Here is an 11,409-nt window from a genome sequence, read left to right on the forward strand (position 1 = left end):
CCGCGCGCGGCGCGGTGTGTGTCACACAAACACACTCGCCCCCACACCCAGTTTTCCTACCTGTCCCCCCGGGCCCGCCGCGGGTCGCCCCCCCCCCGGCCCGGCCGGGATCACCCCGGCGCGCTGGCAGAATTGGGGTGTGATCGACGCACGACGGCTGCGGACCCTCCGGGCCGTGGCGGACCACCGCACCGTGACCGCGGCCGCGGCCGCCCTCTACCTGACCCCCTCCGCGGTCTCCCAGCAGCTGGCCGCCCTGGAGCAGGAGACCGGCCACCACCTGCTCGCCCGCGAGGGCCGGGGCGTGCGCCTCACGGCGGCCGGGGAGATCCTGCTCGGCCACGCCGACGCCGTCCTCGCCCAGCTCGAACGGGCGGAGGCCGACCTCGCCGCGTACAGTGCGGGCGTCGCGGGGGAGGTCACCGTCGCCTCCTTCGCGACCGGCATCGCCCTCGTCCTCGCCCCCGCCATCGGCCTGCTCGCCGCGCGCGCCCCCGGCGTGCGGCTCAAGGTGCTGGACGCCGAGGGCGACGCCAGCCTCCCGATGGTCCTCGACGGGCGCGCGGACCTGGCTGTGGCCGTCGAGTACCGCGGCGCCCCGCGCGCCGACGACGCCCGGCTCACCCGCGTGCCGCTGTACGCCGAGCCGTTCGAGGCCGTCCTGCCGCTCGGCCACCCGCTGGCCGCCGGCACCGGCCCGATCGCCGTCGCCGACCTCGCCGCCGAGCCCTGGATCGGGCCCTACCCCGGCAACCCCTGCCACGACGTCGTCCTGCTGGCCTGCGAGCACGCCGGCTTCCAGCCCCGCCTCGTCCACTCCTCGGACGACTTCCGGGCCGTCGTCGCCCTCGCCTCCGCCGGCGCGGGCGTGGCCCTGGTGCCGCGCTCGGCCCTGCGCGGCGTCGACCTCGGGCAGGTGGCCGTCCGCCCGGTGGACAGCGAGCTCGCCACCCGCCGCGTCTTCGCCGCCGTCCGCGCGGGCGCGGACGGGCACCCGCTGATCCGCCCGGTGCTGGACGCCCTGGCCGAGGCGGCCACGACGACCGCCTGAGGTCGTACCGAACTGCCGGGCCCGGGAGAACGAGCCGATCGGCACCGTCTTGTCGGCCCCGTTGCGGGACTTGGCAGCGGGACTCCGGCACGAGTCCCGACTTCCGGCGCAGGCAAGGCCTCTACGGCGCGAGTGGAGCTCGCCGGGCATTCACCTGAGTACATGGCCCGGACACGGGCCCACCCATTTGGGCGGCGCGTGCGGCGGGTCAACCCGCCCGGGACATCCGGTGTCGTGAAGATCGCTTCAGGAGGTGGCCCCCGTCGTGATCGTCATCATCGTGGTCCTCGCCGCCGCGCTGTCGGCGTCGGTTGCTGCGAACCGGTACCTGCGCCCAAGGATGGTCACCGAGACCGACCAGGGGATGAAGGTCCAGGAACTGATCGGCCCCATGCAGACCCTGACCATCCTGCTGCTGGCCTTCGTCCTGGTCACCGCCTCCGCTTCGTACGCTCAGGCCGGCGACGCGGCCCGCCGCGAAGCCCACGAGCTGGCCCACCTGGCCGCCATGGCCACCTACGCCCCCGAGCCCCAGCAGAGCCAGCTGCTCCAGGACGTGGTCTGTTACGCCCGTACCGTACGGACGGCCGAGTGGCCCGCCATGGCCGCCGTACGCAGCTCGGACGCCTCGGACCAGTGGAGCTACGCATTTCGCGGAGTGTTCCGGACACTGCGCACCGAGCAGGCGTTCGGGATGCTCGTCGCAGCCGACGACCAGCGCTCCCTCGCGCGAGAGGAACGGGTGGCGCAGGCCAGCCCCAGCATCCCGGCTCCGATCTTCTGGTTCCTGCTGACCGTGCTCGCGATGACGGTGATCGCCCTGGGCATCGCCGTGCCACACCGGGACAACCGCGGGCAGCTCGCGGCGCTCGTCGCCATCACCGTCCTGCTGGGCAGCGCGCTCGTCATCATCCAGAACGTCGACCGGCCCTTCGACCAGCTCATCAACGTCCCGCCCACGGCCATTTACACCGTTGAGACCCAGGTTCTGCACGACCTCCAAGCAGCCCACCCCGGGGCCGTGCTCCCGTGCGGTGCCGACGGAAACAGGAGCTGACTTACTGGCCAGGCGTGTCGTCGCATCGGGAGGGATCCGGCCGTGCCCGCTCCCGCCAGGCCGGGGTTGGATCGGCGCTGCGAGCCTGATGCAGGTGGTGTCACAGAATCCACTAACTCGCTCTCTGGCTCTCTGGCTCTCTGGCTCTCTGGCTTTCTGGCCGCGCGGTCTTCTTGTCGACGATTCCCCGCCGAGTCCGGACGCCCGCAGGAAGTGAGGACTCATCGGCGGTGTCTGCCCCGGCGGGCGGCCGGAGCCGGGTAGGGGATGCGCAGCCTGCGGGCCAGCGGGGCGACCACGGAGTCGGCCCCGAGCGGGCGGGCCAGCACCAGCACCGAGGCGAGGACGGCCGCCGAGCCGAAGCCAAGTGACGTCATGGCGGCGATCGCCCCGCCGTCCAGCAGGTCGTCGGACCATCCGGCCAGGCAGTACCCGGCCAGCGCGCCGGGCGCGCCGGCGATCACCAGCGTCAGGTGGAGGCGGACGATCCCGCCGTCGTCCAGCCCGCTACGGGCCGGCGTGTATTGGGTGCCTGCCGGCGGAGGGCTGGTCCGGAGCGCCGCGGCCTCCCGGCGGAGTCGGCGGTCCAGCGCCCGGCTGGTGATGGCGGCACCGATCAGTACGGCGAGGGTGTGCGCCACCGCCATGCCGACGATGATCCAGCGGCTCGGCAGCACCAGGAAGGCGACGGCGGAGAGCAGCACGTTGCTCCCCGCGGTCACTGCGGTGAGCCAGAAGGGCGTGCGGGCGTCGCCCATCGCGTAGAAGCCGCGGGCCAGCGTGTACTGGGCGCAGAAGGCCGGCAGGCCGAGCGCGAAGGCCGCCAGGGTCTGGGCGATCACTTCGGTGTCGGCGGTCGAGACGCCGCCGTGACCGTAGGCGAGGTCGGTGATCGGGCCCGCGAGGGCAAGGAGGCCCAGGGTGGCCGGGACGATGATCCCGGCCGTCGTCCGCAGGGTCCGGGCGAGTTCCCGGCCGACCTCGGTGAACCGGCCCGCCGTCGCCGAGCGGGACATGCCCGGCAGGATCGCCGTCACCAGGGAGACCGAGACGATGCCCTGGGGGACGTTGAAGAGCAGGTAGGCGTTGTTGTAGGCGCTGTAGCCCAGACCGGCGGTCAGTCCGTCCCCGTGGGCCTTGGACAGCGCGCCGGTGGCCAGGTTCGTGATGGCGAGGAAGGACAGCTGGGTGACCACAACCAGCAGAAGGGCCCACCCGGCCGCCCGCAACGGGCCGGCGAGGTCGGCACCGCGCCAGTCGAACCTCGGACGGTAGCGGAAGCCGGAGGCGCGCAGCGAGGGCAGCAGCGCGAGCGCCTGCACCAGGACGCCGAAGGCGCTGCCCAGGCCCAGCAGAGCGGCTCCGCCGCCGGAGACGTCCTCCGCCGAACCCGCGTAGTCGTAGAGCACCAGGTAGAGGGCGAAGACGGCGATGACGACGGCGTTGTTGAGCACCGGTGCCCACATCATCGCCCCGAAGCGGTCGCGGGAGTTGAGCACCTGCCCCAGCAACCCGAACAGCCCGTGGAACAGGATCGCCGGGAGGCAGTACCTGGCCAGCGCGAGGGTGAGTTCGCGCTGCGCCGTGTCGTGCGGACCGTAACCGGTGTACGCGTCCACGATCGTCGGCGCACAGGTGAAGGCGAGCGCGGTGATCACGAGCAGCGCCGTCCCACAGGCCGTCAGCAGTCGGTTGGTGTACGCCGCGCCGTGGTCGTCGTGCTGCTGGGCGGCCCGGACCAGCTCCGGGACGAACACCGAGTTGAGGACGCCGCCGATCAGCATGATGAAGATCGTGTTCGGCAGCAGGATCGCCACGGCGTAGCCGTCCCCGACCGCGGCGGTGCCGAGGGCGGCGGCGATCACCGCGGCCCGGACGAAACCGAGCGCGCGCGAGGTGAGCGAGCCGAGCGCCATGATCAGGCTGCCGCTGGAGGTCCGGCCGGCCCTGGCGGTGGCAGACGCTTCGTTGACGGCTGAACCGGCGGCCGGGATGGAGATGCTGGGAGGCGCCGGGGCCGGCGGAACCCCGTGGGAGGGGGTGGCCGTCGGGGTGTCGTACGGGCCAGTCGGCTCGCAGGTGCTGGGCATGGTCATGTGGTTCTCTGTCTCTCGGTGCCCGGGGCGCTTCGGTCGGATGTCGCTCAGCCCGTCTTCGCGGCGATCGTCCGGGTCAGCCAGGTGAATGCGGACGGAACCAGCCGCTTCCAGGTGGAGGTCAGATGCGGCCCGTCGACCTCCACCGGGGTGACGGAGGTCGGTGCCTTGGCCGCCTTCTGCAGGGCCAGCGCGTCCTCGTAGCCGTCGCCCTTCTGGCCCGTCAGGTAGAGGGCGACGTTCGGCGGTGTCTGCGCGTGGGTCAGCGTGTAGAGCGGGTTGGAGATCTCCCGCAGGTGCGGGTCCTTCGCGGTGAGCGAGTCCCGCTGACCGTTCGGGTCGTTGTAGCCGGACATGCCGATACCGGCGTGGTAGCGGTTCGGATGCGCCAGGGCGAGGCGCGCGGCGCAGTGTGCGCCTGCCGAATAGCCGGCCACGGCCCAGTGTTCGGGGCCGGGCTCGGCGCGGAAGTTGTCGAGGATCATCTGCGGGACGTCGCGCGCCAGCCGGGTCTCGGCGTTGACCTTGCCGTCCACGCGGGAGATCCGGCCCTTCACGTCGGTCGTCCTCACGTCCTTCGGCACCGCGTTGTCGTCGACCGGCCCGAACTGCTGGATGGCCTTGGGCTGTTCCGGAGCGCCGGGCCCGACCTTGTTGGGCACCGCTTCCTCGACTGGTGGCACGGGAACGGCCCGTACGTGGCTGTCGGTACCGAGCAGGTCTCCCCAACTGCCGTAGAGCTGGCTGCTGTTGTTGACGACGACGAACACGAGCGTGATGGCGGTCGCTTGGGTGAAGAGGACCATGGCGAGACGACTTGCGAAGCGGAGTGGCTGCGGACCGCCCACCCGGTTCCAAAGGGACATCAGGAGGCCCACGGAAAGGGGGACGAAGACGATCGAGAGAAAGAGAAAGTGTGAGCCAGTCAGTTTCATGTGGGTGAGGTTCGGAGGGATGACTCTGCTTGAGTCCTGACGGCAAGGCGGTTGCTCGGCTCGCCGTGTGTTCAGGGGGAGAATATGAGCCGACATGACGACTTTCGTTGACTCGTCAGCCGTCGAAATATGGCGAATCGGCTGGGGCGGTCCGCGGATCTCAGGCAACCCTCGAAGGCCCCGCCTGCGACGGTGCTCTTCGCCGTGTCACTGGAGTCGGTGGAACCAGTGCCGGCGGCCGGGCTGGCGGTGATCGCGACAGCGGAGGCCTTCGGCGCACTGCCGCCATCGCAGCCACTGGGGCGGCCGTAGCCACCGGCGGTGACGTGTGCCGGCGGTCTTGGCGTTGTCGCAGGCGGTGAGCAGGAGGACGGGGCCTCCGATCAGGCCCCTGAGTACACCGCGTCGGCTCAAGCGGCCCTGGGTCGGCCCGCCCTGACCGTCTCGGGCCGTCACGTCGTGTTCTCGCTGCCGGTCGTTCCTGGTGTCGCCGCGTCTCGGTCCTGTTTGCTGACCGGGGCCCCGATCAGGCGAGCGTCGTGTCGGCTCACCTCTCCTTCGTCGAGTAGCTCTTGGGAGACGTAGGTGCCCTGCGTCCCCGGCCTGATCTCGACCAGGTGCTCATCGGCGAGCAGTTCGAGGGCCTTGCCGATTGTGTCGGTCCCGACTTTGTAGGCGGCCGCGAGCGGCTTGCGTCCCGGCATCCGTCCGCTGAAGCGGCCCTCCCGGATGCGCTCGCGCAGATCCGCCGCCACACCGACCCACACGGGGCACGCGGAGTCGTCCGGGCACAGCCGGAGTGGTGGGCGCAGCCGGGTGGTGGCGGCCCGCCGGACGAATTGTGCTGTGGATAGCGGGATTCGGTACCAGTGCGCGATCTTCCATGCGGGAGGTAGCTGGTCCGGTGGCAGGCCTGCGGGAAGTCCTCTGACCAGGTGGGCGGCGAGCGTCTTGTAATGCGGCCGGCTTCTCGCCTCGGCCGGCGTGGGTTCCTGCGGATTCGTCTTCATGTGGATCATCCGGAAGGCTTGTCGCGGTGGGATTCATGGCCTGGGGGCATCGGGCACTGTTCGTCCTCAAGGCCCTGGCTCGGGTGGCTGGTCGGTCGCGGGCCGCCGTGCCGTCGGGAGTGGCGGGGTGGCCTCGAACGGTCCGGGGACGGGGAAGTAGTCCTGGAGGAAAGCCGTGATGGCCCGGTCCTGCTCGGCGCGGTCGAGGTGATCGAGGTGGTCGAGAGCCCCGTCGTTGAGGGAGAAGGTGTCTGTCGCGCGGTCGTGGAGGAGCGCGGGGAGCCGGTCGAGTTGGGCCTGCCGGCCGATGTCGGTGTCGTGGTGCCCGAGCCGGCCCCACGCGACGTGGCCGGTGAGGTAGCCGCGGGCGACGGCCAGGGTGATCGGGGCGATGTCGGTGGGCGAGCGGAACACGGAGCGGGCCGTGTCGGCGAGTTCGGCGGCGAAGTCCTCGGCGCTCTCGGTGAGCAGCGTGCGGGTCAGCGGGTACGGCGTGTGGCGGAGCGTGTTGGTGGTGTCCCGGCCGAACCTGCGGTGTACGAGGGCGCGGGTGTTCTTCTGTGCGGCGACGTATTCGTCGTCGGAGGCGGTGACCGGCCCGGGCGGGATCACTCGGGAGTCGAGGTTGACGAGGGGGACGCCGTTGCCCTGGAAGAACTGCTCCGGACGGAGTGGTCGTCCGAGGAACATGTCGTCGTTGAAGTACAGGAAGTGCTCGGCGAGGGCGGGAATCCGGTGGAGCTGGGTCTCGATGGCGTGGGAGTTGAAGACCGGCAGCGTCGAGGGGTCGGTGAAGAGCTCCCGGTGGTGGACCACGGTGAGGTCGGGGTGCTCGGTCGCGAGCCAGTGGGGCAGCTGATCATCGGTGACCAGGTGGATGTGGCGGATCCAGGGTGCGTACATCGCGATCGATCGCAGGCAGTAGCGCAGTTCGTCGCGGTTGCGGAAACGCTCGTCGCCGGTCCCGCTGGACGGCGGGCCGGGAAGGTCCGGGCGTGCGGTGAGTGCGGCGGCGCGGCGGGCGCGCCAGGCGGGGTCGCCGTCGTCGACCCAGGTGATGACCGCGTCCACCGGGAAGGTGATGTCGTTCAGGCGTGCCCGGGTGAAGGTGGCCGGCACCGGGAAGTCCCGGTCGGCGATCCGTACGGTGGAATCCGCTGCGAGGGAGGGCGTCCACCAGCCGAACGGCGGTTCGTGGATCGCGGCGATGGCGCCTTCGGAGGGTTGCGCGGAGTCCCAGAAGTCCAGGTCGCAGCCGTACTCGTGGCCGTAGAAGAGGCTCCGCCCGCTCGTCACCACCGGACGGTAGAGCCGCACGCCCTTGACCCGTACGGGGGCCGGCTCAGGGGCGATGGATTCGGCGCGGTCAGCGGTTGCGGCGGCGGGCTTGGTGTGGCCCTCCAACTCGGCCACCGCGTCCGGGAGTTCATCCGCCAGGACGGTCCGATGTGTGTGGTCGTGGCCGAGGAGATCGGCGTAGACGGGAAGGCTGCGGAACGCCGTGGCGCAGGCTGCCAGTACGTCGGCCCGCAGCCCTGGTGGGATCACCACCCACTGGCGGGAGCCGTGGCGGGGGATCGGCGCGAACGTGATCCCGCGTGTACGCAGCACGTCGGTGATCTCCGTGAAACTGCGCAGGAAGGCGTCCGCGGCGAGTAGGTCGTCCCGCACCTCGGTCACCAGGCCGCGTTCCCGCACCAGGCCCGGGTGCAGGGCCAGCAGTTCTTCCTCGCGCCGGTGGCGGAGGTCCTCGGCGCTCGGAGGAACCGGCTCCGGCGTCGCCGGCACCGCACTCGGGCGTGCCCTGCGGGCCGCGACGCGCAGGGCACGCCCGGCCCTGCGGAGGCGGAGCACCAGGCCTTCTCGCCCGAACGCGTCGGCGCCGTCACGACGCCCGGCCCGGCAGGACTCCGGGGGCCCGGCATCGGAGTTCCCGGTCGATGGCTCGGGCGGATCGGTCAGGTGGACGGCCTCGGCGAACGTTGCCGCGCTGCCCGGGATCGACTCCACGATCCGGATCTCCTTCTACTTCCAGGTCTCATGTGTGGCGGGCACGCCATCCCGCGTCGACCCGCAGATCCACGACGTGAGGCTTCGCCCCGTCATCGAGCCGGCCGGACAGGTCACCGGCGGTCTGAGGGTCGCGCTACGCGGCGTCGGTGTTCCGGCCCTTCGCGAGCCGTCCGGGCGCGGCCGGGGCGACGGTGAGGCGGCGCAGGTCTCGGCTGAGCAGCGCAGCGGCGGTGGCCAGCACCACCAGCACGGCGCCCGACAGCAGCGTCGCCCGTTCACCGGCCAGGTTGGCCACCGGGCCCGCCAGCATCTCGCCGACGGGCAGGGCGATGAACGACCCCAGCGCGTCGTAGGAGTAGACGCGGGCGAGGCGGTCGGCGGGGATGTTCTCCTGGAGCGACACGTCCCAGGCCACTCCGAACTGCTCCAGGGCCACGCCGTTGAGGAACATCGCGACCCCGAGCAGCAGGGCGTGCGGTGCCTCGGCGAGCACCACCAGCGGTACCGCCTCCAGTGTCACGAGGGCCACGCCCAGGCGCAGCGCGTGCCGGGTGCGTGAGCGCGCGGCGAGGAAGCCGCCCGCGACGGCGCCGATCATCTGCGCGGCCAGGACTGCGCCCCACCAGCCGCGCCCGAAGGTGTCGTCGGCGATGCCGAGCCCGAGGACCTGGATGCCGCCGGCGACGACGGCGTTCACGACGGTGAACTGGAGGACGACGGCGACCACCCAGGTGTGGGCGGTGAACTCGCGCCATCCCTCCCGCAGTTCATGCAGGGGGCGGGAGCGCTCGACGGGCCCGTCGTGGCCTGCCTCGATCCGGACACCGTGGAAGCACACCGCGGCGAGGAACAGGCAGAGCGCGTTGGCCGCGAGTCCCCACCCGGGGCCGATCAGGGCGGCGACCACACCGCCGAGTGAGGCCCCGACGATCATGCCGATGTTGGTGGCCATGCGCATCAGGGCGTTGGCCGGCCGCAGCACGTCCGCGGGGACGGTCTGCGGGGTCAGCGCTGCCGAGGCCGGAAGCGAGAGCGCGGACAGCGCGCCGTTGGCCACGCCGAGGACGACGAGGAGAGGTACGGAGGTCCAGCCGAGGAGGACGGTCAGTGCGACCACGGCCTGCACCAGGGCGGCCCCGACCGCCGAGCCCTGGAGGATCACGGTCCGGGAGAACCGGTCGGCGACGACACCGCCGAGGAGCAGCAGCGCGACGTTGGCGAGCGATCGCGCGCCCACGACGAAGCCCAGGTCGGTCGTCGACCCGGTGAGGTCGAGCACGGCGAAGCCGAGTACCACGGGCGCCATGGCGTTGGCGAAGTAGATCAGCGACCGCCCGCCGGCGAGCTGCCGGAAGTCGCGGTGTCGCAGCGGCAGGAACGTCCGACCGTCCCCCGGGGAGGGCCTCATGCGGTTGGATCCTCGGGGTCTCGGCCGGTCTCGCCGCAGCTCAGCGATATCCCGGAGCCGGGGTAGTCCACGGCGGGCGCATCGGGGTCCCGGACCACATGCCACTCGACGAGATCCGAGAGCGACACGGTGGCGGTGCCGGCCCCGGGCACGTCCCTGCCGGCGGTCACATTCGTCACTCTTCACCCCTTCGAGAACATTCAGGTGCGAACGAACCTACGAGCGGGGGTGGTTGCGCAGGTGAGTATTCAGATTCACGAAGTGCGACAAACCAGTGATGCTTAAGTGGATGCGAGAGGTGAATCCGGCTTCTGTCGCGGTCGCGTTGGGGCCGCCTGTGGCGAGACCAAGGCGACTGCAAGGCAGCAAGAAGTTGTGAGTTCTCCCGATCAGCCCGGGTCCTTCGTCCCTGAGCCTCGGGTGCCGGTCTCCGTAGCATGGCTTCTGCGGTCACAAATGTGCGTGCTCGCACCGGTTTTTCAGAAGCCTGCCCGTCACCGTCGCGGCCGTAGGGTGCTACGTCTTCCTGAAGGGCAACAGACGGCTCGGGCTGGCCACCGTGGCCGCCTCGGCCGCCGCACTCGCACTGATCTTCCTCTGCGTCATCCCGGCGTTCCAGCCGGACGGGAAGTACGCCTACTTCGCCGTCGCCGCCGGAGCGGGCCACACCGGGCCCCTGCACCACCTCCTCAACTCCCGGTGGCCGCCGCAGAAGCTGTCCATCCTGGCGCAGCTGCTGGGTCGCTCGTCTTCTGGACGCCGCTCTCCTGCGTCGTGCCCGCGGTGCTCGCGTTCTGGGCCGGCCAGACTCTGGCCGTCACCGAACTCAGGGCCCACGACAACCGCGACCTGGCTCTCCTGCACCTGGAACGCCCGGCCACCGGCGTCACCCCCATCGCCCTCGCCACCTCCGTCGCCATGGGCGAACCGCTCAAGGCCGTCGGCTACGGCCGCACCAAGGACGAGTGGGTGCCGGTGTCACGCGCCCAGACCTCCGTCACCGTGGGGGACAAGGGCATCACCGCGTCCTCGCTCAACGGCGGTGTCAGCGGCGCCATCTGCAGCGGCGACGCCGGCGGTCCCGTGATCAACGGCAAGGGCGAACTCGTCGGTGTCACCAGCACCTCCTCCCTGCACAACTGCATAGGCGAGCCCGCCGGCAAGAACCAGGCCGTGATCACCCGTACCGACAATGTCACGGACTGGGTCAAGGACGCGAACGCGCACACCTTCGCCTTCACCGGAAAGGCATCCGGCAGGGCACTGGACGCCAAGAGCGACGGCAGTGTGATCATCTGGAACCACTGGGACACCTCGCACCAGGAGTTCGTCCGCACCCGCGCCAAGGAACTGCGCGTCTTCGGCAGCAACTGCCTCGCCCCCGCCGGCGACACCTCCAAGCTCCCCGCTCCGATGCACGCCGTCGCCTGCACGGGTGAGAGCAACCAGAAGTGGAACCTGGACAACGCCGACAACACCATCCGCCACCAGGACACCGGCCTGTGCCTCGAAGTCAAGGGCTGGGGAACCGACAACGGCTCTCCCGCGACCCTGTACACCTGCACCGGCGGCGCCAACCAGAAGTGGACCAAGCCGTAGCAACTCGCCGGAACACGTCCGGCACCAGGGCTGTGCGGTTGTTCACGGCCCGGGCCCGTGATTCCGTCGAACGGTGAAGGCCCTCCGGCAACGACGAATTCCAGGGTGGCGGCAACACGGCGATCAACCGGCTGCGGCCGGGAATCGTAGCGAGACGCGGGGGGGGGGGGGGCGCGCCCCCCCGCCGCCCGGCGCCGCCCGCCCCGAGGCACGCCCGCGCGCCCGCAACACACCCGCGCG

Annotated in this window: 8 protein-coding genes; 3 read left to right on the forward strand and 5 right to left on the reverse strand. The window is 71.2% G+C overall.

Annotation, left to right across the window (positions count from 1 at the left end):
- Window positions 1–139: 139 nt before the first annotated feature.
- Together ACFV4G_RS27880 and ACFV4G_RS27885 are read left to right on the forward strand one after the other, a co-directional pair.
- On the forward strand, window positions 140–1,051 hold the full coding sequence (locus tag ACFV4G_RS27880) for a LysR family transcriptional regulator (protein WP_380444857.1): 912 nt from the start codon (window positions 140–142) through the stop codon (window positions 1,049–1,051).
- Window positions 1,052–1,316: 265 nt separating this feature from the next.
- On the forward strand, window positions 1,317–2,108 hold the full coding sequence (locus ACFV4G_RS27885) for a hypothetical protein (RefSeq protein WP_380444858.1): 792 nt from the start codon (window positions 1,317–1,319) through the stop codon (window positions 2,106–2,108).
- Window positions 2,109–2,329: 221 nt separating this feature from the next.
- Here the strand turns inward: ACFV4G_RS27885 and murJ are convergent, their stop codons facing one another.
- From murJ to ACFV4G_RS27910, 5 genes are all read right to left on the reverse strand, one after another.
- The gene (gene murJ, locus ACFV4G_RS27890; RefSeq protein WP_380444859.1) at window positions 2,330–4,204 is read right to left on the reverse strand and encodes a murein biosynthesis integral membrane protein MurJ; all 1,875 of its coding nucleotides are present in this window, start codon (window positions 4,202–4,204) and stop codon (window positions 2,330–2,332) included.
- Between the two features lie 47 nt (window positions 4,205–4,251).
- On the reverse strand, window positions 4,252–5,139 hold the full coding sequence (locus ACFV4G_RS27895; protein WP_380444860.1) for an alpha/beta hydrolase-fold protein: 888 nt from the start codon (window positions 5,137–5,139) through the stop codon (window positions 4,252–4,254).
- A gap of 452 nt (window positions 5,140–5,591) precedes the next feature.
- Window positions 5,592–6,158: a GntR family transcriptional regulator gene (locus ACFV4G_RS27900; RefSeq protein WP_380444861.1), complete on the reverse strand. Its 567-nt coding sequence runs from the start codon at window positions 6,156–6,158 to the stop codon at window positions 5,592–5,594.
- 57 nt (window positions 6,159–6,215) lie between these two features.
- A complete protein-coding gene (locus ACFV4G_RS27905; protein WP_380444862.1) occupies window positions 6,216–8,159 on the reverse strand; it encodes a Stealth CR1 domain-containing protein in 1,944 nt (647 codons plus the stop codon).
- Window positions 8,160–8,295: 136 nt separating this feature from the next.
- On the reverse strand, window positions 8,296–9,570 hold the full coding sequence (locus ACFV4G_RS27910) for an MFS transporter (protein WP_380444863.1): 1,275 nt from the start codon (window positions 9,568–9,570) through the stop codon (window positions 8,296–8,298).
- Between the two features lie 699 nt (window positions 9,571–10,269).
- On the opposite strand from ACFV4G_RS27910, the gene ACFV4G_RS27915 reads away from it, so the two are divergent.
- Window positions 10,270–11,169, forward strand: a complete 900-nt coding sequence (locus ACFV4G_RS27915) for a ricin-type beta-trefoil lectin domain protein (protein WP_380444864.1) — start codon at window positions 10,270–10,272, stop codon at window positions 11,167–11,169.
- Window positions 11,170–11,409: the final 240 nt, after the last annotated feature.

The sequence above is a fragment of the Kitasatospora sp. NPDC059747 genome (genome assembly GCF_042732955.1).
GTDB lineage: Bacteria > Actinomycetota > Actinomycetes > Streptomycetales > Streptomycetaceae > Kitasatospora.